This is a genomic window from Lysobacter terrestris, from assembly GCF_014489475.1.
In the GTDB taxonomy this organism is placed as follows: Bacteria; Pseudomonadota; Gammaproteobacteria; order Xanthomonadales; family Xanthomonadaceae; genus Agrilutibacter; species Agrilutibacter terrestris.
The window spans coordinates 1153167-1177568 of the sequence record NZ_CP060820.1 but is presented as its reverse complement, the minus strand read 5'-3'; the positions used below and the strand labels follow the sequence as shown (position 1 = coordinate 1177568).

Here is a 24402-nt window from a genome sequence, read left to right as displayed (position 1 = left end):
CAATGGCCAACATCGAAGTCAAGGTTCCTGATATCGGCGGTTACGACGACGTACCCGTGATCGAAGTGCTGGTCGCGGTCGGCGACGTGGTGAAGCAGGACCAGGGCCTGGTCACGCTGGAGTCGGACAAGGCGACGATGGAAGTGCCCGCGTCGGCCTCCGGCAAGGTGGTCGCGTTGAAGGTCAAGGTCGGTGACAAGCTGTCGGAAGGCAGTGTCGTGGCCATCATCGAATCGGAGGCGGGTGCGGCCGCGCAGGCATCGCAGCCAGTCGCGCCGGCGGCTCCAGCCGCGCCCGCGCCTGCCGTTGCTGCGCCTGCCGCAGCGACTCCGGCAAAGGCGCCGCAAGCCGCTGCAGCCAGCGGCCGCAAGGCCGACGTCGAATGCCGCATGCTCGTGCTCGGCTCGGGCCCAGGCGGCTACACCGCGGCGTTCCGCGCCGCCGACCTCGGCCTCGACACCGTGCTGGTCGAACGCTACGCCACCCTCGGCGGCGTCTGCCTCAACGTCGGCTGCATTCCGTCCAAGGCGGTGCTGCACGCGGCGGCGGTGATCGATGAAGCCGCGCATGCCAGCGACTACGGCATCGACTTCGGCAAGCCGAAGATCACCCTGGACAAGCTGCGCGCGTACAAGGACAAGGTGGTCGGCAACCTCACCAAGGGCCTGGCCGGCATGTCCAAGCAGCGCAAGGTGCGCGTGCTCGAGGGCGTGGGCAAGTTCGTTTCGCCCAACGAGATCGAAGTCGTCGGTGCGGCCGGCACGCAGCTGTTGCGCTTCGAGCAATGCATCATCGCCGCCGGTTCGCAGGCGGTGAAGCTGCCGGGCTTCCCCTGGGACGACAGGCGCGTGATGGATTCCACCGACGCGCTCGATCTTGCCGACGTGCCGGACAAGCTGCTCGTCGTCGGCGGCGGCATCATCGGCCTGGAAATGGCGACCGTGTACCGCGCGCTGGGTTCGCAGGTCACCGTGGTCGAATTCATGGACCAGCTGATGCCGGGCGCCGATCCCGACCTGGTCAAGCCGCTCGCCGACCGCCTGAAGAAACAGGGCGTCGCCGTGCACCTGAAGACCAAGGCCGCGGGCACGCAGGCGCAGAAGGACGGCCTCAAGGTCGCGTTCGAAAGCGCCGAGGCCGGCAAGCCGGCGTCGATCGAGGCGCAGCTGTTCGATCGCGTGCTGGTCGCCGTCGGCCGTGCGCCCAATGGCAACAGGATCGATGCCGACAAGGCCGGCGTGAACGTCACCGAGCGCGGCTTCATCCCGGTCGACCGGCAGATGCGCACCAACGTGCCGCACATCTTCGCCATCGGCGACCTCGTCGGTAACCCGATGCTCGCGCACAAGGCGACGCACGAGGGCAAGCTGGCCGCCGAAGTCGCCGCCGGCGAGAAGAAGGAATGGGTCGCGCGGGTGATCCCGTCGGTGGCCTACACGGATCCGGAGATCGCCTGGGTCGGCGTCACCGAAACCGAGGCGAAGGCCAAGGGCCTGCAGGTCGGCGTGGGCAAGTTCCCGTGGGCCGCGTCGGGCCGCGCGATCGGCCTGGGCCGCACCGAGGGCTTCACCAAGCTGGTCTTCGACGAAGCCACGCACCGCATCGTCGGCGCCGGCATCGTCGGCGTGCACGCGGGCGACCTCATCGCCGAACTGGCCCTGGCCATCGAGATGGGCTGCGAAGCCGCCGACATCGGTCACACCATCCACCCGCACCCGACCCTGAGCGAATCGGTCGGCATGGCGGCCGAGGTGTACGAAGGCACGATCACCGACCTGTACCTGCCGAAGAAGAAGTAGGCCCGGCCGCGGCCGCAAAAGGCGAAGCCCCGGCCTCGGAACCAGGGCTTCGCAGGCCTGCGGGATCGACGAGGAAGAGCAGGCCTGTGGATCGGACCCGGGGCTCCGGCAAAGGTTCCAATGAACAGGGGCGGGCCGCCGCAACGCGGGTTTTTCCCCCTCCGAGGCCCGGCCCGGCGGCGGGAATCGCCCCCGGCACCGGCGCGGCGTCCCGTAGCCCCCGGCTTTTCGCGGTTGCTCCGGAAAAGTTCCCGCTGCTATACTTTTGCGGCTTCGCAGGGCGCTTTTCTGCCCCTTTTGTCCACCCCAATGCTCTCCGTACGGAGCTTGCCGCGTGTCGAATCCAATCGCCGCGGGCCGGCGGCTGGCGCAGCGAGCGATCGCCTGGCAGGCCGTCGCCACCGTGCTGGTGGCACTGGCCTTCCTCGCCAAGGGATTGCCCTCGACGCTGGCCGCACTGGTCGGCGGCGGGGTCGTCACCCTGGCGGCCTGGCTGTCGGCGCTGGTGGCCTTGGGGGGCGGGGTGAGTCCTGCGGGTGTCGCGTTCGCGCGGCTGTTGATGGGGATGGCGTTGAAGTGGCTGTTGGTGCTGGTCGCAATCGTGATCGCGCTGGCGCTGTTCCGCCTCCCCGGAATACCCCTGATGGCCGGCGTCATTGCGGCCACGCTGGCCCTGGTGCTGGCCAATTCGATCAGACGATAGGTGTCGTTTCGTGAGTGAATCTAGTGGCGGCGGTTTGACCGGATACATCCAGCACCACCTGACCCACAATCAGGCGGTCCATGGCGCTCCGGCCGATCCTTCCAATTTCAACTGGGACTCCTGGGCCGTCGCCCTGGCGCTGGGCCTGCTGTTCGTGCTGTGGTTCGGCCGCGCCGCGCGCAAGGCCACGGCCGGCGTGCCGAGCAAGGGCCAGGCCTTCGTCGAGCTGATCGTCGAATTCGTCGACGGCCAGGTCCGCGACACCTTCCACGGCGACCGTCGCACGGTCACGCCGCTGGCGATCACCATCTTCATGTGGATCGTGTTCATGAACACCATGGACCTGATCCCGCTCGACCTGCCGGGCATGCTGGTCACCCTGGTCAGCGGCGAAGAAGCCGCGCACCACAGCTACTTCCGCATGGTCCCGACCGCCGACCTCAACACCACGCTCGGCATCTCCGCGTCCGTGTTCCTGATCCTGATCGGCCACGCCTGGTCGGCCAAGGGCGGCATGGGCTTCGGCAAGGAACTGCTGACCGCACCGTTCCACGCGCACGGCTTCGGCGCCATCGTGCTGGCCCCGGTCAACCTGGTGATGAACATCATCGAGTGGCTGGTCAAGCCGATTTCGCTGGCCATGCGACTGTTCGGCAACATGTACGGCGGCGAGCTCGTGTTCATGCTCATCGCCGGCCTGATGGCGGGCTGGGTGACCTTCCTGCCGGGCGTGATCGCCAACGCGGCGTGGGGCATCTTCCACATCCTGATCATCCTGCTGCAGGCCTTCATCTTCATGATTCTCACCGTCGTGTACATCGCCGGTGCGCGCGAAGGCCACTAAGTAACACCCAGTCATTCGGCATTACCGCTTTTCCCTTCAACCGCTTCACCCCTTAGACAATCGCTGGAGAACCACCATGGAATTCATCGCTCACGTGCAGGGCCTGACCGCCGTCGCCATCGGCATCATCATCGGCCTCGGCGCCCTCGGCGCATGCCTCGGCATCGCCATCATGGGTTCGAAGTTCCTCGAGTCCGCTGCACGTCAGCCGGAACTGATCCCGGTGCTGCAGGGCCGCATGTTCCTGCTGGCCGGCCTGATCGACGCCGCGTTCATCATCGGCCTCGCCGTCGCCCTGTTCTTCGGCATCGCCAACCCGCTGCTGAGCGCGCTGCAGAACGCTGCCGCCTAAGCAAGCCGGACGTGCTGCGCTCCGTCCGGGGCGCGGCACGGAAGTAACTCCCGGCGCGGCCTCGGTCGCGCCGGTCTGAAGAAATCCGTCGAGGACGCGTCGTGAATATCAACATGACTTTCTTCGGCCAGATGCTTTCGTTCTTGATCCTCGTGATCTTTACGATCAAGTTCATCTGGCCGCCGCTGAACGCGGCGCTCGAAGAACGCCAAAAGAAAATCGCCGAAGGTCTGGCCGCCGCCGACAACAGCCAGCGCGCCCTCGCGCAGGCGCAGGAAACCGCTGACGGTGAACTGCGTACGGCTCGCGCCAAGGCCAACGAGATCATCGAGCAGGCCCACCAGCGCGCCAACCAGATCATCGATCAGGCCAAGAACGACGCGATCGCCGAAGCCGCCCGCCAGAAGGCCGTGGCCGAAGCCGAGATCGTCGCCGCGGCCAACCGCGCCAAGGAAGACCTGCGCAAGCAGGTGTCGACCCTGGCCGTGACCGGTGCCGAGAAGCTGCTGCGCCGTGAGATCGACGCCAACGCCCACAAGGCGCTGCTCGACGAACTCGCCGCCGAGATCTGAGACCGATGAGCCAGGCCCTCACCCTCGCACGTCCCTACGCCCGCGCTGCCTTCGGCATTGCGCGGGACGCCGGCGACTACGCGTCGTGGTCGAACGCGCTCGCGTTCGCCGCGCGTGTCGCCGCCGATCCGCAGGTGGCCGAACTGCTCGGCAGCCCGCGCCTGGGCCACGCCGACGCCGTGTCGCTGCTCGCCATCGATGGCGCCGGCGACTCGCTGCGCAACTTCCTCGCCCTGCTGGCGGACAACCGCCGCCTCGCGCTGCTGCCGGAAATCGCCGGCCTGTTCGAAGAGCTGCGCGCGGAAGCCGAGCGCGTGATCAAGGCGCGCGTCACCTCGGCCACCGCGCTGGGCGACGGCGAGCTCGAGGGCATCAAGGCCGCGCTGAAGAAGCGCTTCGGCCGCGACGTGCAGGTCGAGACCGCGGTCGACGCCTCGCTGATCGGCGGTGCCGTGATCGATGCGGGTGACGTGGTGATCGACGGCTCGCTCAAGGGCAAGCTCGGCCGCCTGCAGTCCGCGCTGACCAACTAAGACATCCGCGAACTGCGCTTCATGCAGTTCGCGGGAAGTTAAAAAGCAATTCCATTTGCAAACGTCGGCGGCAACGTCGACACATAGGGAACCACCCATGGCTACCACGCAGCTCAACCCGTCCGAAATCAGCGAACTGATCAAGACCCGCATCGAGAAGGTCAAGCTGGCCGCCGAAGCGCGCAACGAAGGCACCGTCACCTCGGTGTCCGACGGCATCGTGCGCATCCACGGCCTCGCCGACGTGATGCAGGGCGAAATGATCGAACTGCCGAACGCCACCTACGCGCTCGCGCTGAACCTGGAGCGCGACTCGGTCGGCGCCGTGGTCCTGGGCGACTACGAGCACCTGCGCGAAGGCGACACCGCCAAGACCACCGGCCGCATCCTCGAAGTGCCGACCGGTCCGGAACTGCTCGGCCGCGTCGTCAACGCGCTGGGCGAAGCGATCGACGGCAAGGGTCCGATCGACGCCAAGGTCTCGGCTCCGGTGGAAACCATCGCCCCGGGCGTGATCTGGCGCAAGTCGGTCGACCAGCCCGTGCAGACCGGTTACAAGTCGGTCGACTCGATGATCCCGATCGGCCGTGGCCAGCGCGAGCTGATCATCGGCGACCGCCAGACCGGCAAGACCGCGATGGCCATCGACGCCATCATCAACCAGAAGCACTCGGGCATTAAGTGCATCTACGTTGCGATCGGCCAGAAGAACTCGACCATCGCCAACATCGTGCGCAAGCTCGAAGAGCACGGTGCGATGGCCTACACCACCGTCGTCGCCGCCTCGGCGTCCGAATCGGCCGCGATGCAGTACATCGCCGCCTACTCGGGCTGCACCATGGGCGAGTACTTCCGCGACCGCGGCGAAGACGCGCTGATCATCTACGACGACCTGTCCAAGCAGGCCGTGGCCTACCGCCAGATCTCGCTGCTGCTGCGCCGCCCGCCGGGCCGCGAAGCCTACCCGGGCGACGTGTTCTACCTGCACTCCCGCCTGCTCGAGCGCGCCGCGCGCGTCTCCGAGGAGTACGTCGAGAAGTTCACCAACGGTGCGGTGAAGGGCAAGACCGGTTCGCTGACCGCGCTGCCGATCATCGAAACGCAGGCCGGCGACGTTTCGGCGTTCGTGCCGACCAACGTGATCTCGATCACCGACGGTCAGATCTTCCTGGAAACCGATCTGTTCAACGCCGGTATCCGTCCGGCCGTGAACGCCGGCATCTCGGTGTCGCGCGTCGGTGGCGCCGCCCAGACCAAGATCATCAAGAAGCTGTCGGGCGGCATCCGTATCGCGCTCGCCCAGTACCGTGAGCTGGCGGCGTTCGCGCAGTTCGCCTCGGACCTCGACGAAGCCACCCGCAAGCAGCTCGAGCGCGGCCAGCGCGTCACCGAGCTGATGAAGCAGAAGCAGTACGCGCCGATGTCGATCGCCGAACAGGCGCTGTCGATCTACGCCGTCGACAAGGGCTACATGGACGACATCGCGGTCGCCAAGATCGGCGCGTTCGAAGCCGGCCTGCACGCGCACTTCGCCAACACCCAGGGCGCGCTGATGGGCGACGTCGCCAAGTCCGGCAACTGGAACGACGACATCGAAGCCACCTTCAAGAAGGGCATCGAAGAGTTCAAGGCCACCGGTACCTGGTAATTCGTAGGCTGGGCCATGGCCCACCTGTGAAGTTGAGCGAAATCGAACGGCGGGCTTGAGCCCGCCCTACCGAGAAGAAAGATGGCAGGCGGACGCGAAATCAAAACCAAGATCAAGAGCGTGCAGAACACCCGCAAGGTGACGCGCGCGCTCGAGATGGTCTCGGCCTCCAAGATCCGCAAGGCGCAGGATCGGATGAAGTCGTCGCGCCCGTACGCGCGCGCGATGAAGCAGGTGATCGGTCACCTGGCCCAGGCCAACACCGACTACCAGCATCCGTACCTGGTCGAGCGCAAGGACACCAAGCGCGTCGGCTACCTGATCGTGTCGTCCGACCGCGGCCTGGCCGGCGGCCTCAACAACAACATGTTCCGCAAGCTGCTGGGCGAGATCCGCAAGTGGCAGGAACAGGGTGTCGAGGTCGACGTGGTCACCGTGGGCCAGAAGGCCTCGGTGTTCTTCCGTCGCGTCAAGGTCAACATGCTCGCCACGGTCACGCACCTGGGCGATACGCCGCGGCTGGAACAGCTGGTCGGCGTGATCAAGGCCATGACCGATGCCTACACCGAGGGCAAGGTCGACAAGGTGTTCCTCGCCTACAACGACTTCGTCAACACGATGGTCCAGCGTGCGACGTTCGACCAGCTGCTGCCGGTGCCGCCGGCGGAAGCGCAGGTCGCGCACCACGACTGGGACTACATCTACGAGCCGAACGAGAAGACCGTGCTCGACCACGTGCTGACGCGTTACATCGAGTCGGTCGTGTACCAGGCGGTGCTGGAAAACCTCGCTTCGGAACATGCCGCGCGCATGGTCGCGATGAAGTCGGCGTCGGACAACGCCACCAAGCTGATCGGCACCCTGCAACTGGTCTACAACAAGGCCCGTCAGGCAGCGATCACCCAGGAAATCTCCGAAATCGTCGGCGGCGCGGCAGCGGTCTAAGCGCTACGCCACCACCCAGTTATCAAGAGTTATCAAGAGGCTATGGCAATGAACCAGGGCAAGATCGTTCAGATCATCGGCGCGGTCGTCGACGTCGAATTCCCGCGCGAGAGCGTGCCGAAGGTGTACGACGCGCTGAAGGTGCAGAACACCGACATCACGCTCGAAGTCCAGCAGCAGCTGGGTGACGGCGTCGTGCGCACGATCGCCCTCGGTTCGACCGACGGCCTCAAGCGCAACCTGATTGCCGACAACACCGGCAAGGCGATCTCGGTGCCGGTCGGCGCCGGCACGCTGGGCCGTATCATGGACGTGCTGGGCAACCCGATCGACGAAGCCGGCCCGGTGCAGGCCTCGGCCGCGTGGGAAATCCACCGCTCCGCGCCGTCGTACGAAGAGCAGTCCTCGGGCAACGACCTGCTCGAAACCGGCATCAAGGTCATCGACCTGATGTGCCCGTTCGCCAAGGGCGGCAAGGTCGGCCTGTTCGGCGGCGCCGGCGTGGGCAAGACCGTCAACATGATGGAACTCATCAACAACATCGCCAAGGCGCACTCGGGTCTGTCCGTGTTCGCCGGCGTGGGCGAGCGTACCCGCGAGGGCAACGACTTCTACCACGAGATGAAGGACTCCAACGTCCTCGACAAGGTGGCGATGGTGTACGGCCAGATGAACGAGCCGCCGGGCAACCGCCTGCGCGTCGCGCTGACCGGCCTGACCATGGCCGAGTACTTCCGCGACGAGAAGGACGCGTCGGGCAAGGGTAAGGACGTGCTGCTGTTCGTCGACAACATCTACCGCTACACGCTGGCCGGTACCGAAGTGTCGGCGCTGCTCGGCCGCATGCCGTCGGCGGTGGGTTACCAGCCGACCCTGGCCGAGGAAATGGGCGTGCTGCAGGAACGCATCACCTCGACCAAGACCGGCTCGATCACCTCGATCCAGGCCGTGTACGTGCCCGCGGACGACCTGACCGACCCGTCGCCGGCCACCACCTTCGCCCACCTCGACGCCACCGTCGTGCTGTCGCGCCAGATCGCCTCGCTGGGCATCTACCCGGCCGTGGACCCGCTGGACTCGACCTCGCGCCAGCTCGATCCGAACGTGATCGGCAACGAGCACTACGAGACCGCGCGCCGCGTGCAGTCGACGCTGCAGAAGTACAAGGAACTGAAGGACATCATCGCGATCCTGGGCATGGACGAGCTGTCGGAAGAAGACAAGCTGGCCGTGGCCCGCGCGCGCAAGATCGAGCGTTTCTTCTCGCAGCCGTTCCACGTCGCCGAAGTCTTCACCGGCTCGCCGGGCAAGTACGTGTCGCTGAAGGACACGATCCGCGGCTTCAAGGGCATCTGCGACGGCGAATACGACCACCTGCCGGAGCAGGCGTTCTACATGGTCGGTTCGATCGAAGAAGCGGTCGAGAAGGCCAAGAAGATCGCGGCGTAAGCAGTGGTTGGCGTAGGGCGGGTTTCAACCCGCCTTGCGAGTGGCAGTTGAGCAATACCGATCGAAGAGTGGCGGGTTCAAACCCGCCCCACGAAAGAGAGACACATGACCACCTTCCGTTGCGACATCGTCAGCGCCGAAGACGAAATCTTCCACGGTGAAGCCGAACTCCTGGTCGCCACGGGCGAACTGGGCGAACTCGGCATCGCGCCGCGCCACGCGCCACTGATCACGCGCCTGAAGCCGGGCAAGGTCATCGTCACCCTGCCGGGCGGCGAGCAGCTCGATTTCGCGGTCTCCGGCGGCATCCTCGAAGTGCAGCCGCAGGTCGTGACCGTGCTGGCCGACACCGCGATCCGCGCGCAGGACATCGACGAAGCCGCGGTCCGCAAGGCCAAGGAAGAAGCCGAGCGCATCCTCGCCAAGAAGGATCCGAAGATGAGCGCGCAGGAAGCCGAAGCCCAGCTCGCCATGAGCCTGGCGCAGCTGCAGGCGCTGGAGCGCCTGCGCAAGAACATGAAGCACTGAGCGACGCCAGTCGCGACGAGAACGCCGGCCCGTGCCGGCGTTTTTGTTTTCTGCGGATCGCGGCGACTAGCGCCGGTACACCCAGTGTCGCGACACGCCGAAGCTGATGCAGGCGAGCAGCAGTTCGACCGCGGGCTTCGCCGCCCAGGCCCAGCGCAGGCCGGCGAGGTCGGCCACGCTGCCGATCGCCCAGGTGCTCATACCGGTCATCACCAGCCACAGCAGCAGGAATCGCCGCAGCTGCTGCGGCCCGAGCTTGCTGTTCTCGTCGGCGAAGGTGATGCGGCCGTTGAGCCAGAACCCCAGCACCGCGCCGCTCACGCGCCCGGCAACGTTCGCAAGTTCCACCGGCACGCCGAAGTGGCTGAGCGTCACCATCGCGCCCCAGTCCACGAGGTACTGCAGCAGCCCGATCGCGATGTAGTGGCTGCCCTGGCGCAACAGGCTCATCGCGTGGTCTCCGCGCCGATCCGCCACCACTCGATTTCGCCCTGCGCCATCCGTCGCGTCGCGCCTGCGCGTGCGAGGCCGGCGCGTTGCGCAGCGGTCAGGGCGGCAGGACGCACCAGCACGTCGGAAATGCCCTCGCGGGCGAACAGCGCCGCCCACGCCGTGCCGTCGACGTTCGCCTCCGCCTCCGCCTGCGCCGCGGCGCGCTGCAGCGGCCGGTCGTAGTACGAGGTGCTGCGGCCGCGCGTGCCCAGCTCGGCGATGTACGGGCGGCTGGCGTCCAGCGCCAGCACGTTGGCGTGTGGCACGGCGCGGATCGCGGCGATGAGGTTGCGCTCGGGAACGTGTGCGCCCAGCAGCGGCGCGTCGCGGCCCGCCGCCAGGATCGTCGTCTTCACCGCGCCCACGCGCAGCAGCCAGAAGCCGTTGGCCTGGAAAGCGAGGTTGAGCACGCATACGCCCGCGAGCAGCCACGTCGCGCGCCGGGGATCGATGCGCAACGCGGTGACGGCCAGTGCCGGCAACAGCAGCACCAACGCCGGGAAGACGTAACGCAGGTACTGCAACGGCAGCAGCAGGGCGACGCACAGGACGGTCGCCGCCACGGCGAGGGCGGTGGTCGCGCGCTGACGCAACGCCAGCAACCAGGCGCCGGCCAGCGCGACCAGGACGAAGCCGCCGCCGCCGGGAAACGCTTCGAGGTAGCGATCGGTGTGGAAGCTGAGGTTCCAGGGCAGCCAGGCGTCGAACCCGGCATGCCAGCGCGCGTCGTCGAAGTTGCTGGGATCGAAGTAGGGCGACTGGAACCACGCGTTGAACAGCGGCAGGAACGGATTGCCGGCGACGTATCCCGCATAGGCGTAACTCGAACCGCCGATCACCAGGACCAGCGCCAGCGCCGCGAGCAGCGCGGGGAGCGCAGGCAAGCGGCGATGCCGCCACAACGCCCACGGCAGCAACAGCACGCCGAGCAGCGCGGCGGCGAGCTTCAGGCCGAGCAAGCCACCGACGAGCACCGCGCCCAGCCAGAGTCGCGGCCGCGTAGGTTCCGGCGCCTGCAGGATGAGCCAGCCGAGCCAGACCAGCAGCGCCGTCGTCGGCGTTTCCGTCTGCATGCTGCCCGCCAGTGCGGCGGTGAGCGGCAGGCTCGCGTACAGCGCCACCGCGAACCACGCCGCGCGCGGCGTGCCCTGCAAGGCGAGCGCGATGCGCCACACGCCCACGGCGGTGAGCGCGATCCACAGCAGGTTGAGCGGGCCGCGCGCCTCCGCGCCGGCGATGAGTTGCGGCACGGCCTGCAGCACGTCACCCGCCCACGGCGCCAGCGCCCAGATCTGCGGGCCGGGGTCGAGCGGATACTGGTGCGCCTGCAGCAGCTGCCACGGCAGTCGCAGGTGATAGACGACATCGTCCGCCTGCATCGTCGGCAGCCAGCTGCCGGTGCTGGCGAGCCCGAGCACGAGCACCGCGAAGACGGCGGTGCGCGGCGCCGCGTCCACCGCGTCGCGCCATCCGCGCAGGCCCTGCGTGCAGGCGTCCCGCAGCGCGCGCCGCTGCCATGCGACCAGTGCCACGCAGGCTGCGAGATAGGTCGCGCGGTAATGCAGCGGCAGCGGCAGCAGCCAGCCGAGCGCGCCGGCCCACAGCACGAAGCCGACGACCACGCGCAGTGCGGCCGGTGCGCTGCGATCCACCAGCCCGCCCAGGGCCAAGGCCGCCAGGCCGAACAACGCCGTGGCCAGCAGCGGCAGCGGTCCGGCAAATACCGCGAGTGCCAGCAGCCAGAGCAATGCCAGGCCGCTGGCCAGCCGCCACTGCCACACGCGCTGGAGCAGGCGCGCGGCGCCCAGGCTCAGCAGCGCCAGCACGATCAGTTCGGCGAAGCGGCCCGCGCGCCACTGGGACAGGATGCCGGTGCTCGCCAGGCCGGCCACGCACAACGGCACGCCCGCCCACAGCAGCGCGCGTTCCCAGGGTCGCGCGGCCGCGCCGGCATGTCCATTCACTGAAATCGACGCGTCGGCAGTCATCGCCTCAATGCTACCAGTGCAGCCTAAAATGCCGGCATGTCCCATTGCACGGAAATCCCATGTCGGCTCCCCTGCACGTAGTCATCCTCGCCGCGGGCGAGGGCAAGCGCATGAAATCGACGCTGCCCAAGGTGCTGCAGAAGATCGCGGGCCGGCCCATGCTCGCGCACGTGATCGACAGCGCCCGCGCATTGCAGCCGGCCGGGATCCACGTCGTGTACGGGCATGGCGGCGAAGCGGTACGCGCCGCCTTCGCCGACCAGAGCGACCTGCAGTGGGCGGAGCAGGAACGGCAACTCGGCACCGGCCACGCGGTGCAGCAGGCGATGCCGGACGTGCCGATCGACGCGCGCGTGCTGGTGCTCTACGGCGACGTGCCGCTGATCACCGCGGAAACCCTGCAGCGCCTGATGGCCGCGCCGGGCCGCATCGCGGTGCTGGTCGCCGACCTCGACGATCCCACCGGCTACGGCCGCGTGCTGCGCGATCCGGAAGGCCGCGTCGGCCGCATCGTCGAGCACAAGGATGCCGACGAGGACCAGCGCGGGATCAAGACCGTCAACACCGGGATCATCATTGCCGACGGCGAACCGCTGCGGCGCTGGCTCGAACACCTGCGCAACGACAACGCGCAGGGCGAGTACTACCTCACCGACGTGTTCGCCTCGGCGTCCACCGAATTCGACGCGGCCGAGATGGTGCACGTCGCCGATCCGATCGAGACCGAAGGTGCGAACGATCCCTGGCAACTTGCCCAGCTCGAACGCGCGTTCCAGAAGCGCGTCGTGCGCGCGCTGTGCCTGCAGGGCGCGCGCGTGGCCGATCCGGCGCGCATCGACATCCGTGGCCGCGTCAGCGTGGGCATGGACGTGGAGATCGATGCCGACGTCGTGTTCGAAGGCGAGGTGAAGCTCGCCGACGGCGTGCGCATCGGCCCGTTCTGCCGGCTCAAGGACGTGACCCTGGGGCCGGGCACCGAAGTGCGCGCGCATTGCGACCTCGATGGGGTCGTCGTCGAAGGCGCGGCGCAGATCGGCCCGTTCGCGCGCCTGCGCCCGGGCACCGTGCTCGCCGACGGCGTGCACGTGGGCAACTTCGTCGAGACCAAGAACGCGCGCGTGGGCGTGTCGAGCAAGGCCAACCACCTGACCTACCTTGGCGATGCGGTGATCGGCAGCGGCGTGAACATCGGCGCCGGCACGATCACCTGCAACTACGACGGTGTGAACAAGTCGACCACCACCATCGAGGACGGCGCCTTCATCGGCTCGAATTCCTCGCTGGTCGCGCCGATCACCGTGGGCCGGAACGCCACCATCGGCGCGGGTTCGGTGATCACCAAGGACGCGCCGGCCGACAAGCTCAGCATTGCCCGCGGCAAGCAGCTGTCGATCGACGGTTGGCAGCGGCCGGTGAAGAAGCCGAAGTGATGTCGGGTTGCAGCGCTTGCCCGCAATACCCGCGTTCGTCATGAACGACGTGGTGATCCGCGCGATCGAGCCGCGCGACCGCGCCGCGTGGGAACCGTTGTGGGCGGGATACAACACGTTCTATGGCCGCTCCGGTGCGAATGCGTTGCCGGCGGTCATTACCGAAAGTACGTGGCAGCGTTTCTTCGATCCCGCGGAACCGGTGCATGCGCTGGTCGCCGAATGCGGTGATCGACTCGTCGGTCTCGCGCACTATCTCTTCCATCGCAGCACGATCCAGATCCAGCCGAGTTGCTACCTGCAGGATCTGTATACCGTGGAGCAGTCGCGCGGCTTGGGTGTCGGCCGCAATTTGATCCTGGCCGTGTACGAGCGCGCTACGTCCGCGGGATCGCCGCGGGTCTATTGGCAGACGCATGAGAGCAACCACACGGCGATGCGGCTCTACGACCAGGTGGCGGAGCGTTCGGGTTTCGTCGTCTATCGCAAGATGTTCTAGGGAGCCCGACTTTACGCCGGCAACACCAGCGACACGCACAGCCCGCCGCCTTCGCGGTTGAGCAGGGCGATGCGGCCGCCGTGGGCTTCGGCGATCTCGCGCGCGAGCGCGAGGCCCAGGCCGGTACCATGGCGCTTGGTCGAGTAGAACGGCAGCAGCGCGTTGGCCAGCACCGCCTCGTTCATGCCGCTGCCGCGGTCGAGCACGTCGACGCGCCAGGCTTCCGGCAGGCGCCGCAGCGACAGCGCCACGTCCTCCGGCTGCGAGCCGGATTCGTGCGCGTTCTTGAGCAGGTTGATCAGCGCCTGCTCCAGCTGGGCGACGTCGATGCGCGCGATCGCGTCGGGCGATTCTGGGCCGTCGTAGACGAAGTCCACCTGCGAACGCAGCTGCGCGACGAAGCGCGGCCACGGCACCGACTCCAGCCGCGGCGACGGCATCTTGGCGAAACGCGCGTAGTCGCGGATGAAGCCTTCCAGGTGCCGCGCGCGATCCTCGATGGTCGCCAGCGCGGTGGGCAGGCGTTCGAGCTGGCCGCGGCGCAGCAGTTCCGCGCCGGAGTGCGCCAGCGAGGCGATCGGCGCCAGCGAATTGTTGAGTTCGTGGCTGATCACGCGGATCACCTTCTTCCACGTCTGCACTTCCTGCCGGCGCAGCTCGGCGGTGAGCTGGCGCAGCAGGACCAGCTCGTGGCGGCGGCCGTTGAGGCGGAAGTGGCGGCGGGCGAGGTGGTAGATGTCCTCGCTGCCGTTATCGAACTCGTTGATGTCACCGACGGTGAACATGCCGTCGCCACCGCGCTCGAACGCTTCACGCATCGCATCGGGCGCCTGCGCCATGATCTCGTCGAAGGCGCGGCCTTCCAGGCGCTTGCCTTCGCCCAGCAGTTTGCGCGCGGCGATGTTGCCCAGGACGATGCGCCGCGCCGGATCCACCAGCAGCATTGCCACCGGCGTGTTCTGCACCATGGTGTCGAGCAGCAGCTCGCGCTGTACCAGCGACAGCCGCTGTTCGCGCAGCGCGTCGCCTAGCTCGTTGTGGCTGGCGACGAGCTGGCCGAGATCGCCGCCACCGCGCCAGGACAGGCCGAAGCCGAAGTCGCCGTCGCGATAACTCGCCACCGTGCCGGCCAGCGCGCGGAACAGCGAATTCATCGGCGCGAACGCGCGGCGCACGTGGTAGACGAGCAGTGGCAGCAGCGCCGCGACGGCGACGCCGCCCGCCAGCCACGGATTGCCGAGCCAGCGCGCCAGCAACAGGGCGATCGCCACCGCCAGCGCCATGTACGCCAGCGCGATCGCGGCGAACACCAGGCTCAATGGCAGCCGCTGCCGCCAGCGATTCATCGAGGCCCTGCCTGAAGCGCGAAACGTTTCATGGCCGGTCGATGCCGAGTCGTTCCAGGCGCCGGTACAGCGCCTGCCGCGACAGGCCCAGGTCGTTCGCCGCCTGCGCGACCACGCCGCCGGCACGCGCCAGCGCCGCCTCGATGCTGGCGCGATCGGGTTCGTCGCCGCCGTTGCCGGCCGCGACCACGCGCGCCGGCGCCGCGGGCAGGCCGAGGTCGGCCACGCCGATCTTCGTGCCGCGCGCCAGCAGCGATGCGCGCTGGATGGTGTTGCGCAGTTCGCGCACGTTGCCCGGCCAGCCGTGCGCGAGCAGGGCGTGTTCGGCATCGGCGTCGAGCTGCTTACCCGGCGGCAGGAAGTGCCGCGCGAGCGGGAGGATGTCGTCGGCGCGTTGCGCCAGCGGGTGCAGGCGCACCTCGATCGCGTTGAGGCGGTAGTACAGGTCCTCGCGGAACTGGCCCGCGGCGATCAACGCGGACAGGTCGGCATTGGTCGCGCTGATCACGCGCACCTTCACCGCGCGTTCGCGGTTGCCGCCGAGGCGTTCGAAGCGGCCCGTCTCCAGCACGCGCAACAGCTTCACCTGGCCAGCGAGCGGCAGCGTGCCGATCTCGTCGAGGAACAGGGTGCCGCCGTCGGCGGCTTCGAACTTGCCTTCGCGCGCACGGTTGGCGCCGGTGTAGGCGCCGGCCTCGGCGCCGAACAGTTCGGCTTCGATCAGCTCGCCCGGCAGCGCGCCGCAGTTGAGCGCGACGAAGGGACCGCCCTTCACCGCCGAATTGGCGTGGATGATTTCCGCGTACTTCTCCTTGCCGGCGCCGTTCGGTCCGGTGACCAGCACCGGCAGCTCCGAACGCGCCACCTGGCAGGCCAGCGACAGCGCGGCTTCGCTGGCGGGGTCGGCATAGACCAGGCCGCGCAGGTCGAATTCGCGTTCGAGCGCATCGCGTCGCCGCTGGCCGCTGCTGCGATGACGGGCCAGTTCCTGCTTCGCCTGCGACAGTTCGAGCAGGTTGTTGACCGTCGCCAGCAGCTTGCGGTCGTCCCAGGGCTTGGCCAGGTAATCGGCGGCGCCGGCTTTCACCAGGTCCACCGCGGATTCCAGGTGCGTCCATGCGGTCAGCAGGATCACCGGCAGGTCCGGGTGCGCGGCGCGGATGCGCGCGAACAGCTCCACGCCTTCCTCGCCGGACGTGGTGTCGGCGTGGAAGTTCATGTCCTGCACGACCAGGTCGAAGGATTCGCGCGCAAGCAGGGCGAGGCCGTCCGCGGGCGAGGTGACCGAACGCGTGTCGAGGTCGTGCAGGGAGAACAGCGTCTCCAGCGCCGTGGCGACCGAGGGGTTGTCGTCGATGACAAGGATCGTGGGCATGAGCTGGGGGTTAGGGGCTGGGGACTGGTTGCAGCCGGGTGTTCAGTGACTTCGTCAGCCCTCGCATCATCCTGCCGACGCGGTTGGCGTCAAACAGTATCCGATCGAACTCGTGATCGTCGGCAAACCCGAGTCGGTGGGCGATCACCAGCTGTGTTTCCAGTTCGGCTAGTGATCCAAGGCTGATTGAAAGGAACCGGAGAAAGTCGCGTGTGCTTGAGCGTGCATGCCCTTCCGCAATGTTCGATGGCACTGAAACCGCTGCCCGCCGAAGTTGGGCGGTCAAACCAAAGCGCTCATCGGATGGAAAGCGCGAGGACAACGCGTAGATGGATCCCACCAGATCGATGGCCTCGCGCCAGACTTCCAGTTCCCGATAGCTTTTCATCGGCGGCCTCCAGCCCCCAATCCCCAGATCCCAGCCTCAAGCTTAAACGCTACGCGTGGCGACGGCCGGCGGCACCGAGGCCGCGCGGCGCGCCGGGCCGAACACCGACACCTGGCCCAGGCCCCACAGCACCAGTGCACCGATCGGCAGGTACAGCGCGGGCAGGCGCGGCAGTTCGTAGGCACTCATCAGCAACTGGTTGATGCCGTACGCGCCGATCATGCCGATCACGATGCCGAGCGTGGCGAGCAGGAAGTTCTCGGTCTGGAAGTAGCGCAGGATCTGTCCCCTGGTCGCGCCCAGCGCGCGGCGCACGCCGATCTGCTTGGTGCGCTGCTGCACCCAGAAGCTGGCCAGGCCGACGATGCCCAGCGCGGTGACCACCAGCAGGGCGATGCACACGGCGATCAGCAGCCACACCATCGAGCGGTCCTGCTGGAAGAACTCGTTGCGGTACTGCTCCTGCGATTTCTGCTCGAGGATGATGCGGTTCGGGCTGTTCTTCTCCAGCACCTTCACCGCGTCCTTGAGCACGCGCTCGCGCTGATCGGGCGTGGTACGCAGCACGTAGTAGCCGCCGACGTCGTAGGGCATGCGCACCGGCAGCACGATCGAGTGGCCGGGCAGCATTTCCTTCGGGCCGAAGTACGGCCGCAGCAGCGTGTCGACCACGCCGACCACGGTGATCGGCTTGTCGTCGCCCAGGTAGAAGACCTGGCCCACCGCGCTCTTGCCCGGGTACAGCTTGGTGGCGACCTCGCGGCTGATGATCGCGACGCCGGTGCCGGCTTCCTCGAAGCCCTTGTCGGGATCGTAGTCGACGTACTCGTCGGCGTTGAAACCGCGCCCGGCCGCCAGCTTCACGCCCAGGGCCTGGATCAGTTCGCCGCTGTCCAGGTAAGTCGTCGCGTTGAGCGTCGACTCGGTCTGCTCCGGGGCGAGGGTGACGCCGCTGTTCCACGAGGAATTGCCGAACGGCACTTCGTTGGTCGATGCCGCCGCGCTCACGCCGGGAATCGACCGCAGCGCGGCGAGGTCCTCGCGGGTGAGCGCCGCCGCGTTCTGGTTGGTGCCGATGCCGGTGAGGTTGACGATCACCGCTTCGCGCTCGGCCACGCCGCTGGGCATCTCGATGCGGGCGATGCGTTCGCGGATCAGGAACACGGCGTTGCAGATGATCGCGCAGCTCAGGGCGATCTCGAGCACGATCAGTGCGGCGGCGGTCTTGTGCCGGCGCAGGGTCGAAAGGATGGGGCGGAGTTCCATGATGTGCCTCACTGGGTCTTGAGCTGGATGGCGGGCGTGACCTGGCACGCCCGCCACGCGGGCAGGGCGCCGGCGAACAGGCTGGCGACCACGGCGAGCGCGAAGGTGGTCGCCAGCATCGTCGGGTCGAGGTGGGCGAGCGCGGCGTGCTCGACCGGCTGCTGGCGCACGGCCCACAGGCCGAGCACCGCCAGGCCCAGGCCGAGCACGCCGCCGACCAGGCCGACCGACACCGCTTCGATCAGGCACTGCGCGAAGATCGCGCCGCGCGATGCACCCAGGGCGCGGCGCACGCCGATCTCCGCCGAGCGCCGCATGAACTTCGCCAGCAGCAGGCCGACGGTGTTGAGCAGGCACACCAGCAGGAAGCCGAACGCCAGCCACATCTGCAGGTTGACGTCGTCGGGCACGACTTTCTGGTCGCGCAGGAAGCCCATCAGGTCGCGCATCTGCACGTTGTTCGGGCGCTGGAAGCGGCCGGCGGCGCGTTGCTGGTCGGAGTAGTTCTCGAGGAACGCCTGGTAGTCGCGCGCCTTCTGCGGCGTGTCCAGCTGCACCCAGAACTGCATCCACACGCAGGGCGCGCCGACGTCGGTGGGCTTCAGGCCTTCGACGCGGTTGTCGTAGCAGTTCATGTTGCCGCTGCGGGCCAGGTCGAGGTCGCGCGAGGTCGAGAACGGCAGGAACAGCTGCTCGGATTCGCCGTAGCCGTGGCGGCTGCTGTTGAGGTCGTAGAACTTCGGCACCGGGCGCCACTTGTCGAGCACGCCGACGACGCGGAAGTCGGTGCCGTCCAGGCGCAGGGTCTTGCCGACGCTGTTGCCACCGCCGAACACCTTCTCGTTGAGCGCCCTGGAGACCACCACGTCGCGTGCGCGCGCCTCGTCCGCGGCGGCGTTCCAGCCGCTGCCGTACAGGAACGGCACGTCGAACATCGGGAAGAAGTCGGCGCTGGTGTAGCGCGCATCGGCGGAGAACGGCAGCAGGTCCGCGCGCTGCGGCTGCACGGCCACGCCGCCGCCGGTCATCAGCGCCTGGCGGTCGCCGCGCTTGGCCTTCAGCAGCGCCTCGGCGTCCAGCCGCGTCAGCTGGTCCGGCGGGTCTTCGCCCGGGCGGAACTCCTGGTTGGTGCGCGGATCGATCTGCGGATAGAACAGCGTCTGGCTCTTGCCCGGCAGCGGATCGCCGGACAGCACGTGGTAGACGGTGAGCGTGGTCATCGCCGCGCCGATGCCCAGCGCGATGGCAAGCACCATCAGCGCGGTCAGCACCTTGTTGCGCCTGAAGCTGCGCAGGGCGAGGTTGAAGTAGTAGCCAAGCATGGTCGCCATGGTCGCGGCCTCAGTTCGATTCGACGGTGGCGGCCGCCAGGTCGCGGGCACGCATCAGGCTCGATTCGACCGAAATGTCGGTCGCCATGCCGTCGACGATATGCACGTTGCGTTGCGCGCGCGCGGCCAGCTCCGGATCGTGGGTGACCATGACGATGGTGGTGCCGGCGGCGTTGATCTCCTCCAGCAGTTCCATCACCCCGCGCGCCATCTGCGAGTCGAGGTTGCCGGTCGGTTCGTCGGCGAGCAGCAGCCGCGGCGTGCCGGCCAGTGCGCGCGCGATCGCCGCGCGCTGCTGCTGGCCACCGGACAGCTCGGCCGGGTAGTGCTTCATGCGCGAACCCAGGCCGACCTGGCCCAGCGCCTGCTCGATGCGCTGCTTGCGCTCGGCAGCGGCGAAGCCGCGATAGCGCAGCGGCACGTCGACGTTGTCGAACAGGTTGAGGTCGGGGATCAGGTTGAAGCTCTGGAAGATGAAACCGATCTTGTGGTTGCGCAGCTTGCTGCGTGCATCGTCCGACAGACCGCGCACGTCATGGCCGTCCAGGGTGTAGGTGCCGCCGGTGAATTCCTCGAGCAGGCCGGCGATGTTGAGGAACGTCGTCTTGCCCGAGCCCGACGGCCCGGTGACGGCGACGAACTCGCCCTCGCGCACGTGCAGGTCGAGCGAACGCAGGGCGTGGGTTTCGACGAGTTCGGTGCGGTAGACCTTGGTGACGGCTTGCATGTGCAGCATGGCGGGGATTCCTGTGGTCGGTTCGAAGATGGGGCGGGTCAGCGCACGCGGAAGGCGGGCAGGTCGTCGCGGCGGCGCCAGTCGAACGCCCACGGCGACAGCGCGACGCCGTTGGCGGCCTCACGGGCCGCGGCGAACTGCACCAGCGCCGGCGTGATCAGCTCGGACAGCGGGCGCGGCACCGCATCGGCGAGTTCCTGCGACGTCCATTGCGGCGCGAAGGCAGCGGGGGACGGCGGTTGCGGCGATTTCGTGTTCATCGACTTTCTCCGGTGGGGGCGTCGCGCGCGCCGTTGCTCAGCGCACGCGGACGAAGGCGGGCAGCTCGGCGCTGCGCAGGTAGTGGCGGTGCCACTTGCGCGCGGGCTGCGCGGCGAAGGGCGAATTGGCGGCGAGGACCGGGGCGGTGAATCCGACCAGGCCCAGGGTGATGCGCTCGGACAGGCGCAGCGGCACGGCGTCGGCGAGGTCCAGCGCGGACCAGGTCCGCGGGAAGTCATGCGACGGATAAGCCGGATTGGCATGGGTGCTCATGATCATTCTCCAGTGATGCGGACTTTTTCGGATTCGCCGAAGCCGTCGGCGCCGGACACCACGATGCGATCGCCTTCCTTCGCGCCGCCGAGGATCTCGACCGCGCCCAGGCTGCTGGCGCCGGTGCGGACCGGACGCTTCACCGCGCTGCTGCCGTCCATCACCCAGGCGCTGTTGCCGCCGCCCTGTTCGAGGAACGGACCACGCTCGACCATCAGCACGTTGCGACGCGTGTCGAGCAGGATGCGCACGCTCATGCGCTGGTTCTGGCGCAGCGCGGGCGGTTGCTGGTTCTTGAAGCGCAGGCGGCCGGTGACTTCGCCGTTCACCACTTCCGGCGACACCGCGGAGATCTCCGCGGCGAGCGTGCCGCTGGGGCCGGTGACCTGTGCCGGCATGCCGATGGCGAGGTCGCGGGCGAAGCTCTCGGGCACCTTGATCTCGACTTCGAACACCGACAGGTCGACCACGCTCAGCACCGCTGCGTTGATCGCGACGTTCTGGCGCTGCGCGACCATCACCTGGCCGACCTGGCCGTCGAACGGCGCGCGCAGGGTCAGCGCGTCGACCTGGCGCTGCAGTTCGGTCACCACCGCGCGCTGGCGATCGGCGAGCAGGCGCTTGTTGCGCATGTCCAGGCCGGCGCCCTGGCCGAGCAGGCCGTATTCGTTGCGGGCGCTGGCCAGGCCGAGGTCGGCCTTCTTCAGCGTGTCCTGCGAGCGCGCCACGTCGATCTGCGCCACGGCGCCGCCTTCGAAGGCGCGCTGGTTGCGCTCCAGGTCGCGCTGAGCGGCCTGGCGGTCGATCTGCGCCTGGTCGAACAGCTTGCGGGCGTTGGCGCGGGTGATCTGCGCGTCGAGCACGGCGCGGCTGGATTCGGCCTCCAGCCCGGCGAGCGCGGCCTGTTCCTGCGCGAGCCGGCTGCGCAGCTCGGGGCTGTCGATCTCGGCGAGCGCCTGGTCCTTCTTCACCCGGTCGCCGGCGACGACCTGCAGGGTCACCGTGCCGCCGGCGATCGCGTACAGGGTCGGGCTGTTGGCGGCGATCACGCGGCCGTCGGCGGAGATGTCGCGGACCAGGTCGCCGCGGGTCACGCTGGCGATGCGCAGGCGCGAGGCATCGAAGGAGCGCGCGCCGGCGGTCCAGCCTGCCAGCAGCCAGCCGACCACGACGACCAGGCCGGCGGCGCCCACGCCCGCGACCAGCATGCGACGGCGGCGCGGCGCCAGCGTGCGGGCGGAAGCGCTGGTGCTGTCGCCGTGGAGGGGCCGGTCCTGGGCGGAGGTGTCGCGGATGCTCATGTGCGGGCGTCTGGGAGAGGGTGCTGATCTCCTATAAGCAGGACGCGTGCCAACTTTAACTATTTGAAATTCAATGGATTTATCGGCGCCGTCCGGGTGTCCGCACTGTCCGGACGGGCGCGAGGGTGTCCGCGCGGACAGCGGCGGCCATCGGCTGGCGTGGGTATGGCATCACCGCTGCAACGGCTGTGGTGCGCGCGACGCATTCAGGCGCCCATGGCGGAGCCGGTAAACTGCACGCCTATTTCCAGCGGAATCCCCCTCCATGTGCGGCATTGTTGGTGCTATCGCGAATCGCGACGTCGTCCCCGTCCTGATCGAAGGCCTCAAGCGCCTGGAATACCGCGGTTACGACTCCGCCGGCATCGCCGTCGTCGATGGCGCGGGCGCGGCGAGCGAAGTGCGCCGCGTGCGCCGCACCGGCCGCGTCGCGGAGATGGAGAACGCCGCTCAGGCCGAGCAGTTCAGCGCCCGCCTCGGCATCGGCCATACCCGCTGGGCCACCCACGGCGGCGTCACCGAAGCCAACGCGCACCCGCACATCAGCCACGGTGTCGCGCTGGTGCACAACGGCATCATCGAGAACCACGAAGAGCAGCGCGAACGCCTGCGCCAGCTCGGCTACGTGTTCGAATCGCAGACCGATACCGAAGTCATCGCCCACCTCATCCACCACCACCTGCAGGGCGGCGACGACCTGCTCGGTGCGCTGCAGGCCACGGTGCGCGAACTGCACGGCGCCTACGCGCTCGCCGTGGTCAGCCGCAAGGAACCCGAGCGCCTGGTCGCCGCGCGCATGGGCTGCCCGCTGCTGGTCGGCCTCGGCGAGGGCGAGAACTTCGTCGCCAGCGACGTGTCCGCGATCGTGCAGGCCACGCGTCGGGTGATCTTCCTCGAGGAAGGCGACACCGCCGAAGTCAGCCGCGATGCGGTGCGCATCTTCGACGGCGAAGGCCGCGCGATCGAACGCGACGTGCACGTGTCGGACGTGTCGCTGGCGTCGCTGGAGCTGGGCCCGTACCGCCACTTCATGCAGAAGGAAATCCACGAGCAGCCGCGCGCCATCGCCGACACCATCGAGGCGGTGATGGACAACAACGCCTTCTCGGCCGAGCTGTTCGGCGCGGGCGCCGAAGCGGTGCTGTGCGACATCGAGGCGGTGCAGATCCTTGCCTGCGGCACCAGCTATTACGCCGGGCTGACCGCGCGCTACTGGATCGAGGCGATCACCGGCCTGCCCTGCGCCGTCGACATCGCCAGCGAGTACCGCTACCGCAGCGTGGTGGCGAACCCGAAGCAGCTGGTCGTCACCATTTCGCAGTCGGGCGAGACCCTCGACACGATGGAGGCTCTGAAGTACGCCAAGTCGTTCGGCCAGGACCGCACGCTGTCGATCTGCAACGTGCCCGAGAGCGCGATCCCGCGCGCCAGCCGCCTCGTCTACTACACCCGCGCCGGCGCCGAGATCGGCGTCGCCTCGACCAAGGCCTTCACCACCCAGCTGGTTGCGCTGTTCACCCTGACCTGCACCCTGGCCAAGCTGCGCGGGCGCCTGGACGCGACGCAGGAAGCGCGCTACCTCGAGGACCTGCGCCAGCTGCCCGGCAGCGTGCAGCACGCGCTGAACCTGGAACCGCAGATCGTGTCGTGGTCCGAGCGTTTCGCGCCGAAGCAGCATGCGCTGTTCCTCGGCCGCGGCGTGCACTACCCGATCGCCCTGGAAGGTGCGCTCAAGCTCAAGGAGATCTCCTACATCCACGCCGAGGCCTACCCGGCCGGTGAGCTCAAGCACGGCCCGCTCGCGCTGGTCGACAGCGACATGCCGGTGGTGGTGATCGCGCCGAACGACTCGCTGCTGGAGAAGGTGAAGTCGAACATCCAGGAGGTGCGCGCGCGCGGCGGCGAGATGTTCGTGTTCGCCGACGCCGACAGCCAGTTCGGCGAGTCCGAGCAGGTGCACGTGATCCGCACCCCGCGCCACGTCGGCGTGCTGTCGCCGATCGTGCACGCGATCCCGGTGCAGCTGCTCGCCTACCACGCCGCCCTGGCACGCGGCACCGACGTCGACAAGCCGCGCAACCTGGCCAAGTCGGTCACGGTGGAGTGATCCGCGGCGGTCTGGTGGTTTTTTGGTGTTTGGTAATAGTTGGTCCAACCAGGTAATAGTTGGTTCAACTAGAGGCGGTGGGGCCAACAATAGTTGGTCCAATTGCTCAGAGGGACGGGGAATAAAGGGGGGCATCCACCGGGTCATCCCCTATGTCACCGCGACAGATCCAGTCCGAGCAGGTTCCGGCTACACGTCGGGCCAACGCTTAGGCTGCCCCTCGTGGTGATAGCCCT

General features: G+C 68.0%; 24 protein-coding genes. 13 read left to right on the top strand and 11 right to left on the bottom strand.

The genetic code is table 11. The features are described 5' to 3' along the window. Nucleotides 1-2 precede the first annotated feature (2 nt). From lpdA to H8B22_RS05395, 10 genes are all read left to right on the top strand, one after another. Nucleotides 3-1799 (top strand): dihydrolipoyl dehydrogenase, encoded by a 1797-nt coding sequence (gene lpdA, locus H8B22_RS05440; RefSeq protein ID WP_187713087.1) that lies wholly within the window; start codon nucleotides 3-5, stop codon nucleotides 1797-1799. A 334-nt stretch (nucleotides 1800-2133) separates the two neighbouring features. After that, nucleotides 2134-2502 (top strand): ATP synthase subunit I, encoded by a 369-nt coding sequence (locus tag H8B22_RS05435; protein WP_187713086.1) that lies wholly within the window; start codon nucleotides 2134-2136, stop codon nucleotides 2500-2502. Nucleotides 2503-2512: 10 nt separating this feature from the next. Then, on the top strand, nucleotides 2513-3346 hold the full coding sequence (gene atpB / locus H8B22_RS05430; protein WP_187713085.1) for a F0F1 ATP synthase subunit A: 834 nt from the start codon (nucleotides 2513-2515) through the stop codon (nucleotides 3344-3346). Between the two features lie 76 nt (nucleotides 3347-3422). Next, on the top strand, nucleotides 3423-3698 hold the full coding sequence (gene atpE, locus H8B22_RS05425) for a F0F1 ATP synthase subunit C (RefSeq protein WP_187713084.1): 276 nt from the start codon (nucleotides 3423-3425) through the stop codon (nucleotides 3696-3698). A 113-nt stretch (nucleotides 3699-3811) separates the two neighbouring features. After that, nucleotides 3812-4270, top strand: coding sequence for a F0F1 ATP synthase subunit B (locus tag H8B22_RS05420; protein WP_407060840.1), 459 nt, complete (start codon nucleotides 3812-3814; stop codon nucleotides 4268-4270). A 5-nt stretch (nucleotides 4271-4275) separates the two neighbouring features. Beyond that, a complete protein-coding gene (locus tag H8B22_RS05415) occupies nucleotides 4276-4803 on the top strand; it encodes a F0F1 ATP synthase subunit delta (RefSeq protein WP_187713082.1) in 528 nt (175 codons plus the stop codon). A 97-nt stretch (nucleotides 4804-4900) separates the two neighbouring features. After that, complete coding sequence (gene atpA, locus H8B22_RS05410; protein ID WP_187713081.1) at nucleotides 4901-6451, top strand: F0F1 ATP synthase subunit alpha; 1551 nt, start codon at nucleotides 4901-4903, stop codon at nucleotides 6449-6451. An 81-nt stretch (nucleotides 6452-6532) separates the two neighbouring features. Continuing rightward, nucleotides 6533-7396 carry a F0F1 ATP synthase subunit gamma gene (gene atpG, locus H8B22_RS05405; RefSeq protein WP_187713080.1) on the top strand — a complete coding sequence of 288 codons (864 nt, stop codon included), beginning with the start codon at nucleotides 6533-6535 and terminating at the stop codon, nucleotides 7394-7396. A gap of 48 nt (nucleotides 7397-7444) precedes the next feature. Then, nucleotides 7445-8845, top strand: coding sequence for a F0F1 ATP synthase subunit beta (gene atpD / locus H8B22_RS05400; protein ID WP_187713079.1), 1401 nt, complete (start codon nucleotides 7445-7447; stop codon nucleotides 8843-8845). A gap of 105 nt (nucleotides 8846-8950) precedes the next feature. Then, nucleotides 8951-9373: a F0F1 ATP synthase subunit epsilon gene (locus tag H8B22_RS05395; RefSeq protein WP_187713078.1), complete on the top strand. Its 423-nt coding sequence runs from the start codon at nucleotides 8951-8953 to the stop codon at nucleotides 9371-9373. Nucleotides 9374-9439: 66 nt separating this feature from the next. Here the strand turns inward: H8B22_RS05395 and H8B22_RS05390 are convergent, their stop codons facing one another. Together H8B22_RS05390 and H8B22_RS05385 are read right to left on the bottom strand one after the other, a co-directional pair. Further along, nucleotides 9440-9823: a GtrA family protein gene (locus H8B22_RS05390; protein ID WP_187713077.1), complete on the bottom strand. Its 384-nt coding sequence runs from the start codon at nucleotides 9821-9823 to the stop codon at nucleotides 9440-9442. Then, nucleotides 9820-11853: a glycosyltransferase family 39 protein gene (locus H8B22_RS05385; RefSeq protein ID WP_187713076.1), complete on the bottom strand. Its 2034-nt coding sequence runs from the start codon at nucleotides 11851-11853 to the stop codon at nucleotides 9820-9822. The genes H8B22_RS05390 and H8B22_RS05385 overlap by 4 nt, the downstream gene beginning before the upstream one ends. Before the next feature lie 59 nt (nucleotides 11854-11912). Here H8B22_RS05385 and glmU point away from each other — a divergent pair, with 59 nt between their 5' ends. Next, complete coding sequence (glmU, locus tag H8B22_RS05380) at nucleotides 11913-13283, top strand: bifunctional UDP-N-acetylglucosamine diphosphorylase/glucosamine-1-phosphate N-acetyltransferase GlmU (protein ID WP_187713075.1); 1371 nt, start codon at nucleotides 11913-11915, stop codon at nucleotides 13281-13283. Between the two features lie 40 nt (nucleotides 13284-13323). Further along, nucleotides 13324-13782 carry a GNAT family N-acetyltransferase gene (locus H8B22_RS05375; protein ID WP_187713074.1) on the top strand — a complete coding sequence of 153 codons (459 nt, stop codon included), beginning with the start codon at nucleotides 13324-13326 and terminating at the stop codon, nucleotides 13780-13782. An 11-nt stretch (nucleotides 13783-13793) separates the two neighbouring features. Here the strand turns inward: H8B22_RS05375 and H8B22_RS05370 are convergent, their stop codons facing one another. From H8B22_RS05370 to H8B22_RS05330, 9 genes are read right to left on the bottom strand one after another with little or no spacing between them, the layout of a single operon-like run. Next, nucleotides 13794-15128 (bottom strand): sensor histidine kinase, encoded by a 1335-nt coding sequence (locus tag H8B22_RS05370; protein WP_187713073.1) that lies wholly within the window; start codon nucleotides 15126-15128, stop codon nucleotides 13794-13796. Between the two features lie 28 nt (nucleotides 15129-15156). Further along, nucleotides 15157-16503, bottom strand: a complete 1347-nt coding sequence (locus H8B22_RS05365; RefSeq protein WP_187713072.1) for a sigma-54-dependent transcriptional regulator — start codon at nucleotides 16501-16503, stop codon at nucleotides 15157-15159. A gap of 10 nt (nucleotides 16504-16513) precedes the next feature. After that, nucleotides 16514-16891, bottom strand: a complete 378-nt coding sequence (locus H8B22_RS05360) for a four helix bundle protein (RefSeq protein WP_187713071.1) — start codon at nucleotides 16889-16891, stop codon at nucleotides 16514-16516. A 42-nt stretch (nucleotides 16892-16933) separates the two neighbouring features. Next, nucleotides 16934-18157, bottom strand: a complete 1224-nt coding sequence (locus H8B22_RS05355) for an ABC transporter permease (RefSeq protein ID WP_187713070.1) — start codon at nucleotides 18155-18157, stop codon at nucleotides 16934-16936. 8 nt (nucleotides 18158-18165) lie between these two features. Continuing rightward, entirely contained in the window at nucleotides 18166-19479 is a 1314-nt protein-coding gene (locus H8B22_RS05350) for an ABC transporter permease (RefSeq protein WP_187713539.1), read from the bottom strand. 19 nt (nucleotides 19480-19498) lie between these two features. Beyond that, on the bottom strand, nucleotides 19499-20224 hold the full coding sequence (locus tag H8B22_RS05345; protein WP_187713069.1) for an ABC transporter ATP-binding protein: 726 nt from the start codon (nucleotides 20222-20224) through the stop codon (nucleotides 19499-19501). A 38-nt stretch (nucleotides 20225-20262) separates the two neighbouring features. Then, entirely contained in the window at nucleotides 20263-20484 is a 222-nt protein-coding gene (locus tag H8B22_RS05340; RefSeq protein WP_187713068.1) for a hypothetical protein, read from the bottom strand. Nucleotides 20485-20521: 37 nt separating this feature from the next. Next, nucleotides 20522-20758, bottom strand: a complete 237-nt coding sequence (locus H8B22_RS05335; protein ID WP_187713067.1) for a hypothetical protein — start codon at nucleotides 20756-20758, stop codon at nucleotides 20522-20524. 2 nt (nucleotides 20759-20760) lie between these two features. Continuing rightward, the gene (locus H8B22_RS05330; protein WP_187713066.1) at nucleotides 20761-22059 is read right to left on the bottom strand and encodes an efflux RND transporter periplasmic adaptor subunit; all 1299 of its coding nucleotides are present in this window, start codon (nucleotides 22057-22059) and stop codon (nucleotides 20761-20763) included. A gap of 265 nt (nucleotides 22060-22324) precedes the next feature. On the opposite strand from H8B22_RS05330, the gene glmS reads away from it, so the two are divergent. After that, nucleotides 22325-24166, top strand: coding sequence for a glutamine--fructose-6-phosphate transaminase (isomerizing) (glmS, locus tag H8B22_RS05325; protein ID WP_187713065.1), 1842 nt, complete (start codon nucleotides 22325-22327; stop codon nucleotides 24164-24166). The last annotated feature ends 236 nt before the right edge of the window (nucleotides 24167-24402 follow it).

Coding starts and splice junctions, on each gene's coding strand:
- H8B22_RS05335 (WP_187713067.1), bottom strand. CDS start 20,758: ATGAGCACCCATGCCAATCCGGCTTATCCGTCGCATGACTTCCCGCGG.
- H8B22_RS05330 (WP_187713066.1), bottom strand. CDS start 22,059: ATGAGCATCCGCGACACCTCCGCCCAGGACCGGCCCCTCCACGGCGAC.
- H8B22_RS05415 (WP_187713082.1), top strand. CDS start 4,276: ATGAGCCAGGCCCTCACCCTCGCACGTCCCTACGCCCGCGCTGCCTTC.
- glmS (WP_187713065.1), top strand. CDS start 22,325: ATGTGCGGCATTGTTGGTGCTATCGCGAATCGCGACGTCGTCCCCGTC.
- atpD (WP_187713079.1), top strand. CDS start 7,445: ATGAACCAGGGCAAGATCGTTCAGATCATCGGCGCGGTCGTCGACGTC.
- H8B22_RS05390 (WP_187713077.1), bottom strand. CDS start 9,823: ATGAGCCTGTTGCGCCAGGGCAGCCACTACATCGCGATCGGGCTGCTG.
- H8B22_RS05370 (WP_187713073.1), bottom strand. CDS start 15,128: ATGAATCGCTGGCGGCAGCGGCTGCCATTGAGCCTGGTGTTCGCCGCG.
- H8B22_RS05375 (WP_187713074.1), top strand. CDS start 13,324: ATGAACGACGTGGTGATCCGCGCGATCGAGCCGCGCGACCGCGCCGCG.
- H8B22_RS05345 (WP_187713069.1), bottom strand. CDS start 20,224: ATGCTGCACATGCAAGCCGTCACCAAGGTCTACCGCACCGAACTCGTC.
- atpA (WP_187713081.1), top strand. CDS start 4,901: ATGGCTACCACGCAGCTCAACCCGTCCGAAATCAGCGAACTGATCAAG.
- H8B22_RS05365 (WP_187713072.1), bottom strand. CDS start 16,503: ATGCCCACGATCCTTGTCATCGACGACAACCCCTCGGTCGCCACGGCG.
- atpG (WP_187713080.1), top strand. CDS start 6,533: ATGGCAGGCGGACGCGAAATCAAAACCAAGATCAAGAGCGTGCAGAAC.
- H8B22_RS05420 (WP_407060840.1), top strand. CDS start 3,812: ATGACTTTCTTCGGCCAGATGCTTTCGTTCTTGATCCTCGTGATCTTT.
- atpE (WP_187713084.1), top strand. CDS start 3,423: ATGGAATTCATCGCTCACGTGCAGGGCCTGACCGCCGTCGCCATCGGC.
- H8B22_RS05385 (WP_187713076.1), bottom strand. CDS start 11,853: ATGACTGCCGACGCGTCGATTTCAGTGAATGGACATGCCGGCGCGGCC.
- H8B22_RS05340 (WP_187713068.1), bottom strand. CDS start 20,484: ATGAACACGAAATCGCCGCAACCGCCGTCCCCCGCTGCCTTCGCGCCG.
- lpdA (WP_187713087.1), top strand. CDS start 3: ATGGCCAACATCGAAGTCAAGGTTCCTGATATCGGCGGTTACGACGAC.
- glmU (WP_187713075.1), top strand. CDS start 11,913: ATGTCGGCTCCCCTGCACGTAGTCATCCTCGCCGCGGGCGAGGGCAAG.
- H8B22_RS05355 (WP_187713070.1), bottom strand. CDS start 18,157: ATGGAACTCCGCCCCATCCTTTCGACCCTGCGCCGGCACAAGACCGCC.
- H8B22_RS05350 (WP_187713539.1), bottom strand. CDS start 19,479: ATGCTTGGCTACTACTTCAACCTCGCCCTGCGCAGCTTCAGGCGCAAC.
- H8B22_RS05360 (WP_187713071.1), bottom strand. CDS start 16,891: ATGAAAAGCTATCGGGAACTGGAAGTCTGGCGCGAGGCCATCGATCTG.
- H8B22_RS05395 (WP_187713078.1), top strand. CDS start 8,951: ATGACCACCTTCCGTTGCGACATCGTCAGCGCCGAAGACGAAATCTTC.